This window comes from Microbulbifer maximicatervae (SeqCode) (assembly GCF_052467825.1).
Genome location: NZ_CP174327.1, coordinates 1,804,220 through 1,827,046 on the forward strand (window position 1 = coordinate 1,804,220; position 22,827 = coordinate 1,827,046).

Sequence of the window (22,827 nt, forward strand, 5' to 3'; positions counted from 1 at the left end):
CTAAATTTATACAGGTGAAATTATGAGATCATTTTTATTCGCACTACTCTTTCTCACCCTGGGGGTTCAGGCAGGGAAGCCGGAAAAAACGGAATCTGATTTTACCGAACTCTCCCAGTATTATTTTGCTGCAGCCAGGATTGGCGATACCGAGGTGCTGCGTGAATTTTCGCAAGCGGGTTTTCCCCTGGATGTCCGCAACCCGAAAGGTTACACCGCACTGATGATTGCCACTTACAACGGCAACGGGGAAGCTGTGGATTACCTGTTGCAGAGAGGTGCAGATGCCTGTGCCCAGGATCGCCGTGGCAATACTGCGCTGATGGCAGCGATTTTTCGCGGTGAGTTTGCCCTTGCACGAACCCTGCTAAAGCAGGATTGCGATTCGCAACAGGTGAATAAGGCCGGCCACTCCGCAGAGGATTTTGCCGAAGTCTTTGGTCGTGACCAGATGGTTCGACTATTGGAGCAACAGCGGGCAGATGGCGACTAAGACAGTTTTTTGTGCGGTTGGCATTGGATGGTGTCACCGCTCCTATCCTGCGTGAAATCCCCTTGAGTTGGCTGCTTTAGCTTGCGGCACATTTCTCAGTTTGTCCCCGCCCCCGCGACCGCGTTAGCATAGCCAGCTGCAATCCAGTTGGTACCCACTATGACTTCGAATCATCATCCCTATGAAGCCCTCACGCCGGACGTGGTGATCGACTGTGTCGAGACTACCGGACTGATTTCTGATGCGCGTATTTTCCCTCTAAACAGTTATGAAAACCGCGTCTATCAGGTGGGTATTGAGGATGCCGAGCCGTTGATTGCCAAGTTCTATCGCCCGGGGCGCTGGAGTGATGAGCAGATAATGGAGGAGCACCAGTTCACTCTGGAGCTGGCAGAGGCCGAAATTCCTGTGGTGGCACCGATACAGTTTGATGGGCGCACCCTGATGGAGTCCGCTGGATTCCGTTTTGCGCTTTTCCCCCGACGGGGCGGTCGCCAGTTGGAGCTGGATAACTTTGATCACCTGGAGCAGGTGGGGACCATGTTGGGTCGCATTCATGCGGCCGGCAGCGCCAAACCTTTCAGCTATCGCCCATCCCTCACTTTGCAGCGATTCGCAATTGATAGCCGGGAATTTATCCTGAATGGAGATTTCCTGCCACGTGAGAACCGCGAGGCCTACGCTTCCGTCACGGGCCACATTATCGAACAGATAGCCCCGCTGTTTGAGCGGGACTGGGATATGCTGCGCTTGCACGGTGATTGTCACAGTGGCAACTTCCTGTGGCGGGATGAGACTCCCTGGTTTGTGGACTTGGACGACTGCCTGATGGGGCCGGCGATCCAGGATATCTGGATGTTGATTTCCGGCAATCGCGCAGAGCAAACCGCTTACCTGGATGCAGTGTTGGAAGGCTATGAAACCTTCTATAGTTTTGATCCCCAGCAGTTGCAGCTGGTGGAGCCTCTGCGCTGCCTGCGGCAGATGCACCACGCCGCCTGGTTGGCGCGACGCTGGCAGGACCCGGCTTTTCCCCAGGCGTTTCCCTGGTTTAATACTGCCCGTTACTGGGCAGAGCATATACTGGCATTGCGCGAGCAGCAGTCGGCACTGCTAGAACCCCCGTTGACCCTGGGGGCTGTGTAACATGGAGAAAGCAATAATGGATGCGACATGCACCGAGGCCGAGGCGGATCTGATCTGGGAGAAGATTCGTATAGAGGTGGCGCAGCAGGTAGAGCGGGAGCCGATCCTGGCCAGCTTTCTACACGCGACCATCCTGAACCACAATTCCCTGGAGGCGGCGCTCAGCTTTCACCTGGCCAACAAGCTGGACAATGCGGTGGCACCGGCGCTGTTAATTCGCGAGGTTATCGATGAGGCGCTACAAGCTGACCCCTCCATAGGGCATGCGGCGCGAGCGGATTTGAACGCAATTTACCTGCGGGATTCCGCCTGCCACTCCCTGCACGAGCCCTTCCTGTACTTTAAGGGCTTTCACGCCTTGCAGGTTCACCGTGTGGCCCACTGGCTGTGGCAGCAGCAGCGCCGCTCCCTGGCTATGTTCTTACAGCACCGTGTCTCTGTCGTATTCAGTGTGGATATCCACCCGGCTGCGCGTATGGGTGACGGTATATTGCTGGATCACGCGACCGGTATCGTTATAGGTGAAACGGCTGTAGTGGAAAACAATGTTTCCATCATGCAGTCCGTTACACTGGGCGGCACTGGCAAAGAGAGCGGGGACCGCCACCCGAAAATCCGCCATGGGGTTTTAATCGGTGCGGGCAGCAAGGTGCTGGGCAATATTGAAATTGGCGAGTGCGCCCAGATTGCTTCCGGAAGTGTGGTTCTTAAAACGGTACCGGCAAAGGTGTTAGTGGCTGGAGTGCCGGCAAAAGTTGTCGGGGCCGCCACCTGTGCTGAACCGGCATTATCCATGGATCAGTGTGCCCTGTCGCAAGTACAGAAGTAAGGCTTGTCGCCCCGTAGCGAACACCGGCTGCGGGGCTGGGATCACTGGGGAAATGATGCAACGGCACTGTTCTTGGCACTATCCTTTGACCCATGAAATATAGTCTCAGCGCTAAAAATCTTACCTGCCGAAATTTGGAGGCTTATGCGGATTACCGCGCGAGCCTGGTAACTCCCGATTGCACCAAGGAAATTACGGGTATTGTCCGCAGTGATAGCGGCCTGCCTTCCATTGGGCTCAATCAGGTGATTTCCAATATGGTAATGCCGCCGCGCATTATTCAGCGTTTTGCGCTGGACTATTTTGCCGAGCGGCACAGCCCCTTCACCCTTTGGCACAGTGCCTCCAAACCCCTGGACAATGACGCTTTGGATGAGCTTGGGCTAAAGCGGCGCCAGTCCCTGGTAGCTATGGCCGCCGAGATACCCCGACTCAGCGCTGCCGAGGTTCCGGTAGTGGAACAGTTAGCTATCAGTGCGGTGAAAAAAGAGGCCTTGCCTGATTACGGCGCGGTGCAGGCAGCGGCGGCAGGGGAGCAGGAGGGGGCGCAGTTGGCGCACTTCTATCAGGGCCTGCAGGAAATCCCCGAGCAGCGACGCGGGCGACTGAAATTATTTCTCGCTAAGCTGGATGGTGTGCCGGTGGCCGCCGGTTGCCTGTTTGCGGCAGCGGATGCATTGGGGCTCTATGACCTGGTGACACTTCCGGGTTACCGGGGTCGCGGGATTGGTCGGGCCCTGTTCAAGCATCTGCTAACCGCTGCCCAGGGTAGCCACCATAAAAATCTTGTAGCTTTAGTGCCGGCGGATCGTCAGCAGCTACTGCTCGATAGTGGCTTTTTTGCAGTTGGCGAGGTTGCCCGCTATCAATACACTCCGGCGCCGGCAGCCGCTAAGCCCGACTGAAAGGGAAGGCGATAACTTCATCAATCGATTGGTAACCGGTTTTTAACATCAGCAGTCGGTCGACTCCCAGCGCGACCCCTGCGCACTCGGGCATGCCTTGATCCAGGGCCGCAACCAGACGTTCTTCAAAGGGGTGTACAGGGCGCTGGTTAGCACGGCGGTATTCCAGATCCTTTTCAAAGCGGCGCTGCTGTTCCGCGCTGTCGGTCAGCTCCCAATAGCCATTGGCCAGTTCCAATCCACCCACATAGGCTTCGAAGCGCCTGGCGACGGACGTCCCCTGTTCGTCCTCCACTACTTTTGCCAGAGCCGCTTGCTCTGCGGGGAAGTCGTAGAGCAGGGTGATGCCCTCACTCATGGTGGCTTCCAGGCGGTGGCTCATCAGCAGGTCCAGGCACTCACTGCGTTCACGGGGCACAAAAGACAATTCCATTTCCCGTTTAACGCAGGAAATCAGCTCGGCTTCGCTGGCACTGTGGGGGTCCAGTTGCAGCTCTTGTAAAAACAATTCCCGGTAACTGAGGGACTGGACCTGGTCCGTCGCCAAAATACCGCAGAGCAGCTTGGCGACCTCCTCCATCAGTTGGTGATCGTCCCAACCGCAGCGGTACCACTCCAACATGGTGAACTCGGGGTTGTGTCGACCGCCGGATTCGCCCTGGCGAAAAGCCTTGCCCAAGTAGTAGCAATCTCCGAGTCCTGCGGCGAGTAAACGCTTTAAACCAAATTCAGGGCTGGTGGCCAGGTAGGCGTTTTTGCCCCGGCACTCTGTGGTGATGGACTCGATATGGGGGTCGCTGGTGGCGCGCTGGGATAGCACCGGAACTTCGGCCTCTACAACATTTCGCTCAGCAAAAAATGTGCGTATTTCAGCGAGTAGTGCAGCGCGTTGGCGCAGGGCTGCAATAGTGGCGGTGGGGCGCCAGGTATCTGTGCTCATGGGGGGTAGCTCTGGAGACGAGCGGCCGTAGGCCGCTCGAGGGGAGGAGGTACTTAGTCTTCCTTGGCACGGCCCAGGTATTCGGCGGTGCGGGTGTCTACCTTGATGGTTTCACCGATTTCCAGGAACAGAGGAACCTTCACAACGGCGCCGGTAGCCAAAGTGGCCGGCTTGGTGCCGCCCTGGGCGGTGTCTCCGCGCAGGCCCGGATCGGTATCGGTAATTTCCAGGATAACGTGGTTGGGCGGAGTAACTGCCAGCGGAGAGCCGTTGTACAGGGTTACAGTGCAGATATCCTGCTCTTTGAGCCATTTTGAAGCATCGCCCACAGCATCGCTGCTGGCTTGGTGCTGCTCAAAAGTCTCGGGCTCCATGAAATGGTAAAACTCGCCATCGTTGTACAAGTATTCCATTTCGCGATCCATCACATCCGCCGCTTCCAGGCTTTCACCGGAGCGGAAGGTGCGCTCCCATACGCGACCGGTTTTCAGGTTGCGAAGCTTCACGCGGTTGAACGCCTGGCCCTTACCAGGTTTGACGAATTCGTTTTCCACGATTGAGCAGGGGTCGCCGTCCAGCATCACCTTGAGGCCGCCCTTGAATTCGTTAGTGGAGTAACTAGCCATAGCAAATAGAGCCCTTTAAGTCATTTATCTATATGATTTTTAACGAGTTTTTTGTTTCTAGCCGATTCCGGCCAAGGCCGGGCTAACGCCCTCCGCTTCCGCCACAAATGGTAGCCGCAGGTAACTCGTCTGGCTGGGGAAAAGAGACTTCACCGCCAGCCCTGCATGATGGAGCGGGATTATACAGGAGGGTGGGAGCTTGAACGAATACCAGAGAGAAATGGAGGGGAGGCGTTCCGGTTGTTATAGCCAAGCTGCAATTATTGGGGCAGCCGGCAGTGCAATGGGCTTTAGCCCATTGCACAAAAGCACTTAACTTAATGGGTCGTCCCCGCCGCCATAACCTTTTCTCTGCATGCGGCGCACAAAGTAAGCAAAAGTCGCTTGCGTGCGTTTTTCCTGGAGGATCCAGTCGTGGGCTTCGCGGCCCAGTTCGGGATCAATATCCTGGATGGTGCCGGCGGATTCAGCCAGTATTTGCAGTTTGGCAGCGCGCTCACACTGAACCGCCATTACACAGGCTTCCTCAACAGAGCGACAGGCCATAATCAGGCCGTGGTGTCCCAGTAGGATTGCGCGCTTGTCCCCAATAGCGGCGGAAATCAGCTCGCCCTCGCTGTTACCCACGGGTACACCCGGCCAGTCTTTGAGGAAGGCAATATCCTCATACAACATGCAGGCGTCCATATGGGAAATCTTTAGCGGGCGCTCCAGCATGGAAAGTGCACATACGTGCATGGGGTGGGTATGCACGATGCAGTTCACATCGGGGCGCGCCCGGTAGATCCAGGAGTGAAAGCGATTGGCCGGATTGGCCATGCCCTCTCCGGACAGTACTTCGAGGTCTTCGTTGACCTCCAATAAGTTGGATGAGGTAATTTCATCGAAGCCGAGGCCCAGGCGTTGGGTGTAATAAGTACCGGGCTTTTCCGCGCGGGCGGTAATTTGCCCAGCCAGGCCGGAGTCGTGGCCATCGTTAAATAAAATTCGGCAAGTCAGCGCAAGCTTTTCTCTCAGAGACCACTCGGGGGTGCTGAGGTGCTGTTTCATTGCTTCACTGGCTCGTTCAACCAGTTCGTTTTTTGCCAGTGATAGTGTTTCAGCCATTGTTATCTCCAATTCTCACAGCAAGTCATATTAATTCTGCGATATTTAATAAATTTTCCTTTTTTATTTTCTTATCGCAGAATAATTTTTAAAAACCTAACTCAAAATGATTCGATCTCTGTCGAATTTATGTTTGTGGCATTTCCCTATGCCCGTGCTTTCTCCAACAACACCTGTGAGTGGGTTGATAAGTGCTTGCTCATTAAGCTGTAACAGCTTCAGCTTTTTTATGTTTAGTGGAGTGGTAGGCGGTTTCAATAGAATCGAAGAATTGTAAGCGGGCCTCTACAAGGTGGCGCCCGGCTTCAAGCATTATGTCCAGTTGGCTGGGATCCTTGGAGCCGATATCTACCATAATATCGCGAATGGTTTCTGCATGGCCGTCATCACATTCAATATGCAGCAGGAAAAATTGCATTTCTGCATCGGTTACGCCGCAAGAGCGGAATCCGGCAACAATATCTGTATATAAATCGGGTACCAGGGCTTCGGCTCCCAGGCATAGGGCGCCCAATCCTGCACTGGCCCTGAGGTCCCGGCAGTTTTTGAACATGGTATCGATCAGGTGCTGAGTGCCTGGTAAAACTTCTGCGTTTTCCAGGGTCAAACCAAAATGCTCGAGGGTTTCGCGATAGATTTCTGCGTGGGGTTTGGGGCTGTCTGGTTCCAGGCCCAGCTCTTCCATTAGATTTTCGGCAAGCTCCAGGACTTCGTGGTTACTCGGAAGGTTTGCCATCATTGCACAGAGATATCTAACAAAGAATCCACTGTAAATACCTTGTTGAACCAAAAATATTTTTAATTCGTCCAGCGTAATGGAGCCTTCACGGCAACGCTTCAAGAAAGGATGTGCGCGAGTTTGCTCAATCAGTAGGTCTTTATTGGCTTCAAGCAATTCAAGCTGCATTTCCATTGGGTAATTCCTTTTTGTAATTCTAAACTTACTGTTTGAACACCTTTTAGGTGTTTTATTTATTTCTTGATAGTGCCCGCCTTTGGCGGGGTCGGCAAAATGGTTTTTCTTTGCCGGCGTTTAAATTAACACCGAATTATCCCTATTGTGAATAAGGGAATTATGAATTTTTTGATATTTGTTGATGGTTTTTGGAGGATGTTTCTTCTAGTGATAAAAATTTTATTAATAAATAATTTTTGCTTTGCTTTATCCTTGCCGAATTTCTCAAGGAAAATGTTTTTTGCTCCCTGAATTCACTGTGGAAATGTCGACTGTGTAGATTTTCTTTGTTGCAGTGGAGTGTTTTGTGGGGTAAGGGTTTTTATTGGTAGGTAGAGTGAATACTTGCTTCGCCGATAATGAGTCTATTCCTAAATTCGGGTAAAGAAGAGTTAAGGAGCCTATGAATAATTCCATGATACCTCTGGCATGCAGAGCGATTCACAATCAAGGTGCGGCTTCGCAGGAATGTCTAGACCTTTCAAGAAGTCGCAACGCGGAGTGTGAATCGCTCTGCAAGCCCCGAAGGGCGAGCCTTGAAGGCCACAGCTGCTACGTTGCAGCTCTTGCAAAGGGCTACGGCCATTCGCGGCGAGCTGCGCCTAACATCTGCAGCCTTCAAGACCCGCAGAGGCATTACGGAATTATTCATAGGCTCCTTAAGGCTCTGGTTGCTTAAAGATACAGTCTAACTATCCGATATTTTTCCACAGAAGATTGGTGAAGGTTTTTTGATTATGTTTATAGGGTTTCTGCAAAAATAAATTCAGTTTATGTAATTACCCTAGGGAATCGATTTGAGGGTTCAACTAACTCACTAGATAGGGTCTGAAACAGATGCCATTTCTCTAATGGGTTTGTACGCATTCCCATGTCTACCTGGTCACGGCACCCTTTGTGGGGCATCACTGTCAGTGGTGGAGGGAGATTGCAGTGGGGGATCTGATACAATCTCTTATTTTGTAGTGTATCTCCATGATGGCGTCATCATCGGCCCCCGGTATAGAGCTTATCGACACACAGGAATCCCGCTGCTGGCAGGATGAGTTGTCTGATCTGGTCACTGATCCGGCAGAGTTGATTCAATTACTACAGCTAGACCCGCGTAACCTCCCGAAGGCCTTGCAAGCGGCTTTTGGCTTTTCCCTACGCGTGCCGCGCCCCTTTGTCCGGCGCATGCGTTGCGGCGATCCCGAAGACCCATTGTTGTTACAGGTTTTACCCGGTGCGGATGAGTTGGAGAAAGTGCCGGGATTTAGTTCAGACCCCCTTGAAGAGGCAGAAGCTAACCCTCTACCTGGAGTTGTTCACAAATACCACGGGCGCCTACTGCTGATCACTGCGGGCCAGTGTGCGGTTAATTGTCGTTACTGTTTCCGACGTGAATTCCCCTACGGCGACAACCACCTAACTCGCAGACAGAGCCTGGCAGCTCTAGACTACATTCGCGCGCGCACTGAGCTGCGCGAAGTGATTCTGAGCGGCGGTGATCCTTTGGTTATGAGTGACCGTCAACTGGCCTGGCTCACCGATGAACTGGCCGAGATTCCCCATGTGGATAAGCTGCGAATTCACAGCCGCCTCCCGATAGTTGCTCCTAGCCGGGTAAACCAGAAAATGTTGGATTGGTTTACTGGTTCCCGCCTGAAGCCCGTGCTGGTGTTGCACTGCAACCACGCCAATGAAATTGATAGTGAGGTGCGGGAGTCTCTGCAAAAGTTGCGAAGTGGAGGGGTCACCCTGCTCAACCAAGCGGTGCTATTAAAAGGCGTCAATGATAGTCGCGAGGCGCTGGGTGCGTTGAGCGAATCCCTCTTTGCAGCAGGAGTACTTCCGTACTATTTGCATCAGCTGGATCGAGTAAATGGTGCCGCACATTTTGAAGTCTCTGATGCGAAAGCGCTGGAACTAATCGAACATCTCCGCCAGCAGTTACCCGGTTATCTGGTACCAAAACTGGTGCGTGAAATCCCCGGCGTCCCATCAAAATCCCCGATAGTTGCTGAACATAGCTAAACCTCAGCTGATAGCTGTATGGGTTATCTTTGTGTATTCGACAGGGATTTTCATAAAGAGAGATAGGTTGGACGAATAAATACCGCCAAATTGATCTAGGCTAACCCCGTAACGCCAGTGCCAGATATAGTTGTCCGGTCGACCTATTCAGCAGCTGCTATTTCGCTTTATAGCGCTGTATTCAGGGGCTTCTTAGGTTGGGAAAGTTTGATTAGCGGCTGTGGTTTCGCAAATAGGAAAGGCGGAAGCTTTTATAGGGGAGCGTTGTGTGATTTAGATCACAGGTACCAGTTTGATCTACCCTTGTATGCCATCCTTGACGCCCCCTAAAATTACCGCCAGCGGTAGCTGTGTGCCGCCATTAAAAAAATAGAGCAAATAATGAGTAGCAACGACACAATACGACTTCTCCTGATTCACGATACCCCGTCGGAAGCCCAGCGCCTTGTGAGTATGCTGCACAACGCAGGCCGTCCCAACCGAGCACAGCATGTGGCCAGCGAGGCTGTGTTTAACCGCCTGCTCCAGGATAAAACCTGGGATTTAGTGATCGCGGCTGAAAGCAGTACTCAGGTGCCCCCCTCAGTGGCGTTGCGCACCATCAGCAAGCTGCAAAAAGATGTCCCGGTAATTATGCTGACCGAGCGCACCGGTGCCCAACCCGTGGTGGAAGGTTTGAAGCTCGGAGCCCGCGATGTTGTAGTGGTGGATGAAGACCAACACCTTCTCTTTGTGATACAGCGGGAGCTAGGGGCGCTCGCCAATCGCCGTCAGGCTCGCCTACACGACCGCCGCTATCACGCGACCCTTAACCGTGCCAAGGAGCTACTCGATAGCTCCAAAGATGCCATCGCTTATATATCTGATGGTTTGATCGTCTACGCCAATGACTCCCTTGCAGAGCGCTTTGGTTACGACTCTGGCGAGGACATCGAATACCAGCCACTGATTGATATGCTGGCTGAAAATGAGCAGGAAGAGGGGCGTGAATTCCTCAAAAGCTGCGCTATCGACAACAATGAGCTGGAGGCGAAAGAGTGGAAATTTACCGCTAAGACCGCCTCTGGCGAATCCCTGCCCACTCGCGCAGAGGTACTCAGTACCACCTACGACGATGAGCGCTGTCTGCAGGTGCGTATTGCCTCGCGCCGGGGTGATACGGAGCAATTGGAAGCGCAGCTCAGCGATATCAAGAACCGCGATCCGCTGACGGGGCTTTTCAACCGTCAGCACTTCCTGCAGGTACTGGATTCCAGCATCAAATCTGCAGCGGACTCCCACAATACTGGCGGTCTGATGCTGATAGAAGTGGATCGCTTTGAAGATGAAGTGTTGAAAGTTGTTGGAGTGGCCGGTGCCGACGCCCTGCAAAAAGGCATGGCGGAATTACTCAAGTCCTGCCAACGCAGTGGCGATACCCTGGCCCGGTACAGTGAAGATGCCTTTTGCCTGCTCAGCCCGAATACGACTCCGGACAGCATCGAGCAACGCGCGCAGGATATATTGAAGAAGATTTCCGACACCATCTTCGATGCAGATGGCAAAACCCTGCAAATTACCGCCTCTATCGGTATTTCCCTGATGAGTGAGGCCTCCAGCGGTGCGCAACAGGTGCTGGACCAAGCGCTATCTGCTCACAAGCAGGCCTTGGGTGAAGAGAAGAAAGGTGGGAATTTTGCGCTCTACGAGCCCGATAATGAAGGTGGTGCCGACGCCGATACCTATCACCGTGCACGGGTGGTTCAGGCCCTGGAGGCCGGCAGCTTGAAGCTGCTTTATCAGCCAATTCTCAGTTTGCAGGGAACTGGCGAGCAACTGTACGAAGTATTGGTGCGTATGCTCGATGACAAGGAAGAGCTGGCGCCGCTGGCCTTCCTGCAGGAACTCGGCGATGCGGGCCTGTCGGCGAAAATGGATCGCTGGGTAATTATTACCGCGATCAAGGCCGCCGCAGCCGCCAGGGCTGAGGGAAAGAATATTTCTTTGATGCTGCATATCACCACTGCTTCACTGGTGGACAGCAGCTTACCCGGCTGGCTGGGGGTTGCCTTCAAAGCTGCCAAGGTGGCGCCGGGAACGGTGATCTTCCAGTTGCGTCAGGAGGATATCAACAGCAACCTGCACGCGGCCCGGGACTTTACCACTCAGGTCCAGCAATTGGGTTGTCGCGTTTCGGTCTGTCATTTCGGCACCGGACTCAATCCGTTCAAGGCTCTTGAGCATGTGAAAGTGGATATCGCCAAGATCGATCCCTCCTTCGTGCGCGAGGTCCAGGATGAAGGCGAGAGCAGTGACTCCCTGGCAGGATTGGTACAGCGCTTGGGTGAGGCGGATACCAAGGTGATAGTGCCCCATATTGAGCAGGCCAGTATGCTGCCGACTTTGTGGCAGACCGGTACTGATTATATTCAGGGGTACTATGTGCAGGCGCCGGCGGAGGATATGAACTTCGATTTCAGTCTCGAATAATTTCTCTCTGAAAGCTTTTTAAAAAACCGCACCGCCTTAACAGGGGTGCGGTTTTTTATTGCCTGCAAATCAGGCGTTGTAGCGGCTGCGTAGGGCGGCGATGGTATTGCGCGCCAGGGCGCCGTACTGCGGTGCCGGTGCCGGTACCAACTCATCAGCTGTGCTTTCACTCCAGGCACGCTGGATATGGTTCTGCCCCGCTTCCTGCTTATAAATCCTTGCCAGGCTGGCGCTGTAATTCTGGCTGGTGACTGTATCCACGTGATACCAGTGGGCCTTGGCGCGGGAGTGGGAAACATCCATCAGCAGGTAACCGCGCTGGGTTATCTCCACCCACTTGAGGTGCGGTATTAACCCGTCCATAGCAATCGCTGCAACATCCGTCAGGTGGGATTTGTCCAGGAAGCTGGAGGTTACTCCGGGGGTGACAAATTCTCCGCCGAGGGCGCCGCGTCCGGTCAGGCGCCCGTATTTCAAAATACTGAAAGGATTGCTGGCCAGGTCCCAGGCCCAGGAGCTGTGGATATCTCCAGTGAGGACGACAAAATTGTCGATATTATTGTCGGCAATGTGGTTGAACAGGCGCTCGCGGGATGCGGTGTAACCATCCCACTGGTCCATATTCACAGACAAATCCCTGGCCAGGGTGAGTTGCGCCATCATTACCTGTTGCCCCAATACCCGCCAGCGCACGCCATCCGACTGGGACTGGGTCAGGCTACTGTGCAGCCATTGTTCCTGCTGGGTACCGAGGATGCTGCGCTCCGGGTCGTCGGCGGTCTGCTGATCGAACCAGTTGGCCTGCTCGGAGCGTGCGGCGATGCGGGTATCCAGCATCATCAGGTCCATGAGGTTGCCGAAGCGGAAGCTGCGGTAGATGGCCCTGTCACCAAATAGATCAAAGATGCCGTTATCGCGGATGGGCATCCACTCGAAGTAAGCCTGGTTGGCCACCGAGCGGCGTACAAACCAGTCGCCCTCGCCATCTTGGACATTGTGGTTCTCGGCACCGCCAGCCCATGCGTTGTTAGTGGTTTCATGGTCGTCCCAGACGCAGATAAACGGGTGTTGGCGATGTACTTCCTGCAAATCGGGGTCGGCGCGGTACTGGGCGTAGCGCAGGCGGTAATCCTGGATATCCACCATTTCCTTGGCGGGGATTGGCTCTCGCCCCAGGCCCGTACCGGTACCGTAGCCACCGGGTCCGTACTCGTAAATGTAATCCCCCAGGTGCAGTACCACATCCAGGTCTGCACGCAGGGCAATTTCCCGGTAAACATTGAAATAACCCATGGGATAGTTGGAGCAGCTGGTCACCGCAAAGCGCAGCTTATCCACATGGCCGATGGGCAGTGTGCGAGTGCGGCCTATGGGCGAGTCGATACCGTTAGAGTAGAAGCGGTAGTAGTAACTGGTGCCGGGTTGCAGACCGCTGGCATCCACTTTGATGGTGTAGTCCACATTAGGCCCGGTAATACCGCTGCCGCTATTGACCACCATGGCCATTTCCGGGTCCAGAGCGACCTGCCAGGTGTAGGGCACCATGGACTGGAATTCTGGATCGGCGGACGGAGTGATACGGGTCCAGAGAATTACGCGATCTGCCAGGGGGTCACCGCTGGCTACGCCGTGCTGGAAGGGCTCCTGGCCGGAACCGTAGGCTTTTAGTAGGGGCAGGGCCGCCAGGCTTGCGCCGGAAAATTGTAGAAACCGCCTCCGGGACAGAGACATGGGGTTCTCCTTATAGTGCTTGTTATAAAAGAGCCGCAGTCTGAATCTGGAAAGTGAACGATGTATTAATTCCCGGTCAGTATTTTTCTTCCCTCGCTGCTATTAGTCATGAAATTCGTCCTAAGGCGACGAAACTGAGACATTAATCTGGTTTATTGGCAAAACGCGGCATGACCGTCGGTACCGGTGGCTTGAGCGGGTGATCAGTGTGCCCCCTTGCGGCGGGTGCAGAGTCCCCTGTCGTTTCTCATCTGCGCTCTGTCAGGTATCCTGTGGCGCAAATTGAAAAGCTGAACTCAGGGAGTAGACCCATGTTGCCCCGTTTACTGTGTACCAGTCTGATCGTTGGCGGCCTTGCCGTTGCCGGTGGCTGTTCCAAGTCGGAGCCTTCCAAGGCCGAATTAGACAGTGCGAGCGCGCCGATGAAGGCGTCCGCTGTGATCGAGAAGAAGCCGGGTGTTAAAAAGGCACCTCAGTCCGGTGTGGATTACCACTCTTTCGCCAACAGCAATGACTACCAGGTGCAACACCTGGATCTGGATTTGACTGTCGACTTCACTCGCAAGGTTCTTGAGGGTGAAGCCAAGTTGGACTTCAAGCGTCTCAACGACAAGAACCTGCCGATGGTACTGGATACCCGCGAACTGGAAGTGGTTTCTGTATCCGCCAATGGCGCGCCAGTAAAATTCTCCATGGGCGAGAAAGACAGCCACCTGGGCACTCCGCTGAACATTGAGCTGCCGGAAGATGCCGACAGCATTACTATCCGCTACCGTACAGTGCCGGGCGCTTCTGGCGTGCAGTGGCTGGAGCCCCAGCAGACTGCGGGTAAAAAGCATCCGTTCCTGTTTACCCAGGCTCAGGCAATTCACGCGCGCAGCTTTATTCCGCTGCAGGACTCCCCGAAAGTTCGCATCACTTACAACGCCACTGTACGCACTCCGAAAGAACTGCGCGCAGTCATGAGTGCGAACAATGACCCGCAGGCGGCCAAAGATGGCGTCTACGAGTTTGAAATGCCCCAGCGCATCCCCTCCTACCTGATTGCCCTGGCGGTTGGTGACCTGAAGTTCAAGCCCATGGGCGAGCGCACCGGTGTCTACGCTGAGCCCTCCATGCTGGAATCTGCAGCGGCGGAGTTTGCCGATACCGAATCCATGCTGGAAGTGACCGAAAAGGCTTATGGCCCCTACCACTGGGATCGTTACGACCTGCTGATTCTGCCACCCAGCTTCCCCTTCGGCGGTATGGAAAACCCGCGTCTTAGCTTTATCACTCCGACGGTGATCGCCGGTGATAAGAGCCTGGTAGCCCTGATTGCCCACGAACTGGCCCACTCCTGGTCCGGCAACCTGGTAACCAATGCCAGCTGGCGCGACCTTTGGCTGAATGAAGGTTTCACCACCTACCTGACTAACCGCATCATGCAGTTCGTCTACGGTGATGAGCGCTACCAGATGGAAATGGCCCTGGGCTATGACGACCTGCAAGCGGATCTGGCTGATAAAGAGCCCCGCGATGAAATTATGGCGATCGACCTGCGCGGACGTGACCCGGATGAAGTTTTCTCCAATATTCCCTACGAGAAAGGCTCCCTGTTCCTGTATGAGCTGGAGCAGAAAGTAGGTCGCGAAGCGTTTGACCGCTTCCTGATGGAGTACTTCAACCACTTCTCCTTCCAGAGCATCACCACCGAGGACTTCGTTAAGTATCTCGACAAGACCTTGTTGGTTGAGCACGCCGATAAGTTGGACCGCGACCGCATCCTTCAGTGGATCTTCGATCCGGGTATTCCCGAAGGTGCGCCGCATCCGAAGTCCGATGCCTTCACTAAATTGGATCCAGTGCGTCAACAGTGGTTGGACGGCAAACTGGCGGCGAAGGATATCGATACCAAAGGCTGGACTTTCCACCAGTGGAAGTACTTCCTCGATGGTATGCCGGAAAAACTGACGGAAGCTCAGTTGAAGGAGTTGGACGGCGCCTTTGGCCTGACCGAATCCCGCAATAACGAGGTGGCTTTCAGCTGGCTGATGATTGCAGTGCGCAACGATTACGAGCCGGCCTTCGAGCGCCTTGAGAATTTTCTCACCAGTATCGGCCGCAACAAGTTCCTGCGCCCGCTATATCGCAATATGGTTGAGACTGGTAAAAAAGACGTGGCTGCACGCATTTTTGAGCGCGCCAAGGTGGGTTATCACCCGCTGACGGTAAAAGTAAATAGCCTGGTTATTTACGGTAAAAAAGAGAGTTAATCGCTCTCTTTTCCCGGTTGTCGCAATTCCCATAGGTCAATATGAGAGTTGCGGCAACTCTCCCCTTTCTTTTTCCCTTCCACTTTGGCTAATGCTAAAGTTTGCTCCACAAAATATTTTTTATGGGCATTCTTTCAGTTTGTTTTTATAGCTAAGTGAACTGGTACGATAGCGTGATTAATACGCCAGATTTCTGGCATAAAAATCATTAAACGGCTGTTCAAATGGATTGCCTTTGCGTACTCTGCTGCCCAGAGATTTTACTCAGGAAGGGAGGCACCTATGTATAAACGGGCTTTACTAATAGTCGTCCTGGGGCTTTTTCTTGCCAGTTGTGGGCAGAAACCCGGGCCCAGTGCTTGCACGGATCACAATAAGCGGCCGAGTTTCCCTTTTCCTCACGCGATGCTTTAAGAGCTAAGCCGGGTTATACCCCGAGCTTGGCAATTTGTTGGTCATTGAGACCAAATAAGTAGAGGGCGGCGTCCAGGCCAAACAGATTGATGGCCTGGGGGGCCTGTAGCCTCACCTTGGGCTTGGGGTGAATGGCGATACCCAGTTCCCCTAAATTCAACATGGGAATATCGTTGGCGCCGTCACCCATAGCGACCACACTTTCCAGTGCTAAATCTAAGCTTCCGGCAATTTCCTGCAGTAACTTGCGTTTGCGATCGCCATCAATAATGGGTTCCACTACTTCGCCGGTGAGGGCCCCTTCGGCAAATGTCAGTTCATTGGCATGGATATAATCCAGGGGCAGGCGCTCTCGCTGCAGGAATTTCGCGAAGTAGGTAAAGCCGCCGGAAAGCAGTGCCGTTTTGCAGCCCAGTGCGTGCAAGGCTGCCAGTAACTCATAGGCCCCTTCTTTTAACGGCAATTCCCGGGCAATTTCTGCCAAACGCTGCTCGGAAAAACCTTTTAGCAGGGCCATACGCCGCTTAAAGCTCTCGCAGAAATCTATGTCCCCTGCCATGGCAGATTGGGTGATGGCGGCAACCTGATCACCGATACCAGTAATTTTTGCCAGCTCGTCAATGACTTCAGCATCAATCAGGGTTGAATCCATATCAAAGCCCGCCAGCTTTGGCACTCTCTGGGTAACAGAAGCCTGGATTGTTAGGTCTACTCCCAACTCATCGGCCACTCCAAGGCAGGCCAGGCGCGCGCTGTCAAAATCGAGGTCGCCATCAATTTGGAAGCGGATAACGGTGCGATCGCGTCTTTGTGCCAAAGTATCAGCGGCGAATAGGCTCCACTGTTGCTCATCAAAAAATCGCAGAAGGTATTGGAGTTGGGATAGGGAGGCAGAGGGGCTCAGCAGGGTGATACACCAAATGGCTTCAAGTGCACTCGGTTCTTCGGGGGGCGGGGTAAAGTCCGTAGCCTCACCGGGAAAAGGGGCTACACCGGAATACTCCAGGCCGAGCTTGGCGACTTGATCTCGATAGCTCAGGTAGCGCAGGGTGCCACTTCCTGACGCCTGGGAAATCTGTTTCAGGGAGAGGTGGAATTCCTGTGAATTTATTTGATCACCCATAAGCTCTGTCCCGATTGAATTAAATGTCCGGCGCATTATAGCTCTTATGAGATTCTTCGCTAAAATTGCCGGGCTTTAATTTCATTGACTGCCGGTCAGCAGGGTTTTTAATGGGCTCAGTTCGAATGGAGAGTAAAATTCCTTTTCGAATTGTGCGAGTTGAATTGAACTATTTCGTCGTTTGCTTTACCAATCGCTCAGGAATTAATTGGGTATGCACAATTTTGGTGCCTACCGTTAAAATGCTCGCTGCTCCAAAACAGCTGGGGCAATAGTAAAAAAACAATACGCAAGATGTCTGCCGCCGTTTATGTCAGTTTCCATTGTATCTATTCTTCGCAAAATACCGGCTCAATTAGCACAGTTGTCCAAACGCGCCCGTCAGCGTTTATTGGCACTGGTTATCTGGCTAACACTGGCAATATTCTGTGCGGCGGCACTGGGGCATTTTTATGGTCAGCAGCGCACCGGCCAGATAGAGCGAGACAGAGTTACCGCGAAGGCGGCAGCGACTATTCTCGCGGGGCAGAGCCTGGAGAGTATTGTTGCGGGGGATCGTATCAGCTTACAGCTCATCGCTCGCCAACTGCTGGAGCTTCCAATGGTTTCCGGCATTTTAATTGAGGATGTGGAATCGAATTCCCTGGCCGAAGTGGGGGACCTGAAAGAGGGGGAGACGATCACCGAGCCAGTGGTCCTGCACGATAGTATTGCCGGCAATATTACCGTAGCGTTTGAGCCTGGTAATTCCGTTACCTTCCCTTGGGCCAGCTTGTTGCTGACCCTCGTTTTTGCCCTGCCATTTAGTGCAGCTGCGGCCCTGCTTACCGGTAGCTTGTCCCGGGAGCGCAAATTGCCCGCACAAGTTACTGAGTCTGCTCAAGCTGTAGCTGAAGTTACCGAGCCCAGCATTGGGCTTTATCTTCGCCCCCTTAACTGGGCGCAGTTGGGCAACCAGTTAAGTCGCAGTGCCCTGGAGGGTTTGCAGCGGGAGCTAGATGGACGTATGCGTTTGTTGCAGCGCATATACGGCGCCACCCCCTTGAGTTGCGCCGGGCCACAGATCGGCCTGGATTTCACTGGAACTGATGCGGCCTTCCGCGCAGTCTGCTGTGGTTTATTGCTGCGGGAGATGCAGAGCGTTAGCCGTGCGACCGGTTTGAAACTGGCTCTGGCGGTAGTCCCATCCCAGCCACAGAGTCCGGATTTCTGTGCCGATCAGCTACTCAACCAGTCCCGTGGCTTGTTTTTGCACCCGGAACTTCTTGAGGACAGTTCCCTGGTGGGGCGAATTGAGCATCACGGTGCCGGTTGGGCATTGGAGGTGACCGGCCTAACCCCTTCCTATCAAAAACTTCTCAATAATCAGCTACAACAGCTGCTCGGCGCTGAGTCTACTCCCCACAGGACCCCCGTAGGCTAAGTGACCGGAAGTGCCTTAGGGTTCTTTTTTGGCGCGTGCTTTACGTTTACGTTAACGTAAACTCTTGTTAGGCTTGATGGCATCTTGAGGAAGTCGTTATGAAAGCAGAAGCAAGCCAAATTGAGCCCCATAGTTACAGCATTTCCGAGCTGGCGCGGGAGTTCGATATCACTACTCGCGCCATCCGCTTCTATGAGGACAAGGGCCTGCTCAATCCGGAGCGTCGCGGCCAGACTCGCGTCTATAGTCCCGAAGAGCGTGTGCGCCTAAAGCTGATCCTGCGCGGAAAGCGGCTGGGATTCTCCCTGGATGAGAGCCGCGAAATTATCGATATGTACGACCCGGCCCACGGCAATGTAGAGCAGTTGCACCGTCTATTGGAGCGCATCGCGCAAAAGCGACTGCAGTTACAACAGCAACTGCGGGATATCGAAAGCCTGATGGAAGAGCTGGATGAAGCTGAATCCAGGGCCCGTGAGTCCCTGGCGCAAAGCGATGACAGCAGCGTTTCCTAAACAGATTTCGGCACTGTGCCAAGAGTGGCGCAGTTGCCTCATGTGGTATTGAACAGCCGCCAAGGCGGTTATTTGAATTAAAGACATTTTTAAATATCAGTGGAGCCGTTATGAACACCTCCTACCCAACCCTGAATTTCGGTCTCGGTGAAGACATCGATATGCTCCGTGACATGGTTTACAAGTTCTGCCAGGCGGAGCTGGCCCCGCGCGCGGCGCAGATCGATGAAGACAACCTGTTTCCAGCGGACATGTGGAAAAAGTTTGGCGAGCTGGGTCTGCTGGGCATGACCGTGGAAGAGGAGTTCGGCGGTTCCAATATGGGTTACCTGGCACACGCTGTGGCCATGGAAGAGATTTCCCGCGCCTCTGCTTCTGTGGGCTTGTCCTACGGTGCCCACTCCAACCTGTGCGTAAACCAGATCCGTAAAAATGGTACCCGCGAGCAGAAGCTCAAGTACCTGCCCAAGCTGTGTTCCGGTGAACATGTAGGCGCCTTGGCCATGAGTGAACCCAACTCCGGTTCCGACGTGGTAAGTCTGCAACTGCGCGCCGAGAAGCGCGGTGATCGCTTTATTTTGAACGGCAATAAAATGTGGATCACCAACGGTCCCGATGCCGATACCTACGTGATCTACGCCCGCACTGAGCCGGGCATCAGCTCCGGTGGTATCACTGCATTTATCGTTGAGCGCGGCTTTGCCGGCTTCTCCCAGGCACAAAAGCTCGACAAGCTGGGCATGCGCGGTTCCAACACCTGTGAGCTGGTGTTCGAAGACTGTGAAGTGCCGGAAGAAAATATCCTCGGTGAATTGAACGGCGGTGTACGCGTATTGATGAGCGGTCTCGACTACGAGCGCACGATTCTCTCTGGAGGCCCTGTCGGAATTATGCAGGCCTGCCTGGATGTGGTGGTTCCCTATATTCACGAGCGCAAGCAGTTCGGCAAGGCCATCGGTGAGTTCCAGCTGATGCAGGGCAAGATCGCCGATATGTACGCTGACCTGAATGCCAGCCGCTCTTACCTGTACGCTGTGGCCCGGGCTTGTGATCGCGGTGAGGACTCGCGCAAGGACGCCGCCGCTGTAATCCTGTTTACTGCGGAGCGCGCAACACAGATGGCCCTGCAGGCTATCCAGACACTGGGCGGCAATGGCTACATCAACGAGTACGCCACTGGTCGTCTGCTGCGCGATGCCAAGCTCTACGAAATCGGCGCGGGCACTTCTGAAGTGCGCCGTATGCTGATTGGTCGCGAGCTGTTTAAAGAGACCCGCTAAGGCTGGGCATTTCTTCTCGCCGCCGGCGCCTGCCGGCGGCAGCTGTCTCCAGCCGGGCACTGCGGCAATAAGCTGCGCCCTGTGGAGGTCTTTTCTCCGGGAAAGTGAATCGGACTTTATGAATCAGTTGCAGAGCAAAATAAACACGCGCGATACCGCCTTTGGCGAAAACCGCGAGCAGATGCAGGCGCTGGTGGCAGACCTGCGCGAGAAAGTGGAAGCCATCGCCCAGGGCGGCGGCGAGCGCGCAAGGGAAAAACACCTGGCGCGAGGAAAATTATTGCCACGGGACCGTATCGATGCGCTGCTCGATCCGGGTAGCCCTTTTATGGAATTTTCCCAGCTGGCCGCTCACGAGGTTTACGGTGAGGATGTTCCGGCTGCGGGTATTATTACCGGCATCGGCACCGTCTCCGGTCAGCCCTGTGTGATAGTAGCTAACGATGCCACTGTAAAAGGCGGAACCTATTATCCCCTCACAGTAAAAAAACACCTGCGCGCGCAGACCATCGCCGAGCAGAACAATCTGCCGTGCATTTACCTGGTGGATTCCGGTGGTGCTAATTTGCCGCGCCAGGACGACGTTTTCCCTGACCGTGAGCACTTCGGTCGCATCTTCTTTAACCAAGCCAATCTCTCTGCACAGAATATTCCGCAGATCGCGGTGGTTATGGGTAGCTGCACCGCCGGTGGAGCCTATGTGCCGGCCATGGCAGACGAATCCATTATGGTGAAAGAGCAGGCCACCATCTTCCTGGCGGGCCCGCCCCTGGTGAAAGCGGCCACCGGTGAAGAAGTTTCCGCTGAGGAGCTCGGCGGTGCCGAGGTGCACTGTCGCACTTCCGGGGTTTCCGATCACTACGCCAATAATGATGTACACGCCCTGCAGTTAGCGCGCCGCTCTGTAGCTCGCCTGAACCGTATCAAAAATCCTGGCCTGGATATCCAAAAGCCTGTGGAGCCGATTTATCCACCGGAAGACATTTACGGCGTGGTGCCCAAAGATTCGCGTCAGCCGTTTGACGTGCGTGAGATTATCGCGCGGGTTGTGGACGGATCTGAGTTCGATGAATTTAAAGCGTTGTACGGCACCACCCTGGTAACCGGTTTTGCCCGTATCCAGGGCTACCCGGTGGGAATTGTTGCCAATAACGGCATCCTGTTTGCGGAGAGTGCGCAGAAGGGCGCGCACTTTATTGAGTTGTGCGCGCAGCGCAAGATCCCGCTGGTGTTCCTGCAAAATATCACTGGCTTTATGGTGGGCAAACAGTACGAGGCGGGCGGCATCGCCAAACACGGCGCCAAGATGGTGACCGCTGTCGCTACCGCCAAGGTGCCCAAAATTACCATCCTCATCGGCGGCTCTTTCGGCGCCGGTAACTACGGTATGTGTGGCCGCGCCTACGATCCCAACTTCCTGTTTATGTGGCCCAATGCGCGCATCTCGGTTATGGGGGGTGAACAGGCTGCTGGCGTATTGGCCCAGGTGAAGCGCGACCAGATGGCCGCCCGGGGTGAATCCTGGAGCGAAGAGGAAGAGCGCCAGTTTAAGCAGCCGATTGTGGATAACTACGAACACCAGGGGCACCCATACTACGCCTCCGCGCGCTTGTGGGATGACGGCGTTATCGATCCGGCGGATACCCGCCGCGTGCTCGGTCTGTGCCTGGCGGCGGCCAGCCACAAGGAACCGGAAGAGACCAAGTTCGGCGTGTTCCGCATGTAAGGAACCGTGGTTGCGGCGCCAGCGAAATGTTCCGGTGCCGCTTTTGATAGACGCCCCAATCGAGGAATTACAATGAGCGATAAATTGCTGTGCGAAGTGGATAGCGAGGGCGTGGCCACGGTCACCCTGAACCGGCCGGAAATCCACAACGCTTTTGATGATGAACTGATCCACGAGCTGGCCACCACCTTTGACACCCTGGCGCAAAGCCCCGCTGTACGTGTGTTGGTACTAGCCTCCAATGGCAAGAGCTTTTCTGCCGGAGCCGACCTCAACTGGATGAAGCGCATGGCGACTTATTCAGAAGAGGAAAACCGCCGCGATGCAGCTGCGCTCGCCGCCATGCTGTACAAGCTCGACACTTTTCCTGCGCCCACCATTGCGCGAGTACAGGGCGCCGCTTTTGGCGGGGCCGTGGGCCTGGTGAGCTGCTGCGATATGGCCGTGGCCTCTGAGCGCGCCAGCTTCTGTTTGTCCGAAGTCAAAATCGGGTTGCTGCCCGCCACCATCAGTCCCTATGTCATCAATGCTATCGGCACTCGCCATGCGCGTCGTTACTTTGTCACAGCGGAACGTTTTCCCGCTGAACGCGCGGAACAGATCGGTTTGGTATCCGAAGTCTGTGCCGAGGCCGATCTGGACCTGCATGTGCAGAAATTAGTGAATGCCATTGCCGACAATGGCCCCAAGGCAGTCGCCATGGCCAAGCAACTGGCTATGTCCATGTCCAACCGGGTTATCAACGATGAATTGCAGGGCCAGACCAGCGCGCTGATCGCTGCCGTGCGTGTGTCGCCGGAAGGACAGGAAGGGTTGAGTGCGTTTTTGGAAAAGCGTGCACCCAGTTGGATGAATGGTAGCGAAGGGTAATTTT

At 54.4% G+C, this 22,827-nt stretch carries 18 protein-coding genes; 12 read left to right on the forward strand and 6 right to left on the reverse strand.

Annotated features, from left to right (window positions below):
• Window positions 1-22: 22 nt before the first annotated feature.
• The 4 genes from ACJJII_RS07985 to ACJJII_RS08000 all read left to right on the forward strand — a co-directional run bounded on the left by ACJJII_RS07985 (window position 23) and on the right by ACJJII_RS08000 (window position 3,373).
• Window positions 23-493, forward strand: coding sequence for an ankyrin repeat domain-containing protein (locus ACJJII_RS07985; RefSeq protein ID WP_444918852.1), 471 nt, complete (start codon window positions 23-25; stop codon window positions 491-493).
• A gap of 159 nt (window positions 494-652) precedes the next feature.
• Window positions 653-1,639, forward strand: coding sequence for an SrkA family protein kinase (locus ACJJII_RS07990; RefSeq protein ID WP_444918853.1), 987 nt, complete (start codon window positions 653-655; stop codon window positions 1,637-1,639).
• 1 nt (window position 1,640) lies between these two features.
• Window positions 1,641-2,468 (forward strand): serine O-acetyltransferase, encoded by an 828-nt coding sequence (gene cysE, locus ACJJII_RS07995; protein WP_413664156.1) that lies wholly within the window; start codon window positions 1,641-1,643, stop codon window positions 2,466-2,468.
• 92 nt (window positions 2,469-2,560) lie between these two features.
• On the forward strand, window positions 2,561-3,373 hold the full coding sequence (locus tag ACJJII_RS08000; RefSeq protein WP_444918854.1) for a GNAT family N-acetyltransferase: 813 nt from the start codon (window positions 2,561-2,563) through the stop codon (window positions 3,371-3,373).
• Here the strand turns inward: ACJJII_RS08000 and epmA are convergent.
• The 4 genes from epmA to ACJJII_RS08020 form a co-directional block, all read right to left on the reverse strand.
• Complete coding sequence (gene epmA, locus ACJJII_RS08005) at window positions 3,360-4,313, reverse strand: EF-P lysine aminoacylase EpmA (protein WP_444918855.1); 954 nt, start codon at window positions 4,311-4,313, stop codon at window positions 3,360-3,362. The genes ACJJII_RS08000 and epmA overlap by 14 nt on opposite strands.
• Window positions 4,314-4,366: 53 nt before the next feature.
• Window positions 4,367-4,939 (reverse strand): elongation factor P, encoded by a 573-nt coding sequence (gene efp / locus ACJJII_RS08010; protein ID WP_108731510.1) that lies wholly within the window; start codon window positions 4,937-4,939, stop codon window positions 4,367-4,369.
• Window positions 4,940-5,251: 312 nt separating this feature from the next.
• A complete protein-coding gene (locus tag ACJJII_RS08015) occupies window positions 5,252-6,046 on the reverse strand; it encodes an aldolase (protein WP_444911975.1) in 795 nt (264 codons plus the stop codon).
• A gap of 202 nt (window positions 6,047-6,248) precedes the next feature.
• Window positions 6,249-6,959: an iron-containing redox enzyme family protein gene (locus ACJJII_RS08020; RefSeq protein WP_444918856.1), complete on the reverse strand. Its 711-nt coding sequence runs from the start codon at window positions 6,957-6,959 to the stop codon at window positions 6,249-6,251.
• Between the two features lie 1,017 nt (window positions 6,960-7,976).
• Between ACJJII_RS08020 and epmB the strand changes: the two genes are divergently transcribed.
• Entirely contained in the window at window positions 7,977-9,017 is a 1,041-nt protein-coding gene (gene epmB / locus ACJJII_RS08025) for an EF-P beta-lysylation protein EpmB (protein WP_444918857.1), read from the forward strand.
• A gap of 381 nt (window positions 9,018-9,398) precedes the next feature.
• Window positions 9,399-11,486, forward strand: coding sequence for a GGDEF/EAL domain-containing response regulator (locus ACJJII_RS08030; protein WP_444918858.1), 2,088 nt, complete (start codon window positions 9,399-9,401; stop codon window positions 11,484-11,486).
• A gap of 69 nt (window positions 11,487-11,555) precedes the next feature.
• Here ACJJII_RS08030 and ACJJII_RS08035 read toward each other — a convergent pair whose 3' ends face one another.
• Complete coding sequence (locus ACJJII_RS08035; RefSeq protein WP_444918859.1) at window positions 11,556-13,217, reverse strand: alkaline phosphatase D family protein; 1,662 nt, start codon at window positions 13,215-13,217, stop codon at window positions 11,556-11,558.
• A gap of 311 nt (window positions 13,218-13,528) precedes the next feature.
• Here ACJJII_RS08035 and ACJJII_RS08040 point away from each other — a divergent pair, with 311 nt between their 5' ends.
• On the forward strand, window positions 13,529-15,472 hold the full coding sequence (locus ACJJII_RS08040; RefSeq protein WP_444918860.1) for a M1 family metallopeptidase: 1,944 nt from the start codon (window positions 13,529-13,531) through the stop codon (window positions 15,470-15,472).
• 427 nt (window positions 15,473-15,899) lie between these two features.
• On the opposite strand, the gene serB is transcribed toward ACJJII_RS08040, so the two are convergent.
• On the reverse strand, window positions 15,900-17,009 hold the full coding sequence (serB, locus tag ACJJII_RS08045; protein WP_444918861.1) for a phosphoserine phosphatase SerB: 1,110 nt from the start codon (window positions 17,007-17,009) through the stop codon (window positions 15,900-15,902).
• A gap of 310 nt (window positions 17,010-17,319) precedes the next feature.
• Here serB and ACJJII_RS08050 point away from each other — a divergent pair, with 310 nt between their 5' ends.
• From ACJJII_RS08050 to ACJJII_RS08070, 5 genes are all read left to right on the forward strand, one after another.
• Window positions 17,320-18,432: a hypothetical protein gene (locus ACJJII_RS08050; protein WP_444918862.1), complete on the forward strand. Its 1,113-nt coding sequence runs from the start codon at window positions 17,320-17,322 to the stop codon at window positions 18,430-18,432.
• A 98-nt stretch (window positions 18,433-18,530) separates the two neighbouring features.
• Complete coding sequence (locus ACJJII_RS08055) at window positions 18,531-18,947, forward strand: MerR family transcriptional regulator (protein WP_444914920.1); 417 nt, start codon at window positions 18,531-18,533, stop codon at window positions 18,945-18,947.
• A 110-nt stretch (window positions 18,948-19,057) separates the two neighbouring features.
• Complete coding sequence (locus ACJJII_RS08060) at window positions 19,058-20,227, forward strand: isovaleryl-CoA dehydrogenase (protein WP_108731530.1); 1,170 nt, start codon at window positions 19,058-19,060, stop codon at window positions 20,225-20,227.
• A 118-nt stretch (window positions 20,228-20,345) separates the two neighbouring features.
• Window positions 20,346-21,953, forward strand: coding sequence for a carboxyl transferase domain-containing protein (locus ACJJII_RS08065; protein ID WP_444918863.1), 1,608 nt, complete (start codon window positions 20,346-20,348; stop codon window positions 21,951-21,953).
• 72 nt (window positions 21,954-22,025) lie between these two features.
• Entirely contained in the window at window positions 22,026-22,823 is a 798-nt protein-coding gene (locus ACJJII_RS08070) for an enoyl-CoA hydratase/isomerase family protein (protein ID WP_444919266.1), read from the forward strand.
• The last annotated feature ends 4 nt before the right edge of the window (window positions 22,824-22,827 follow it).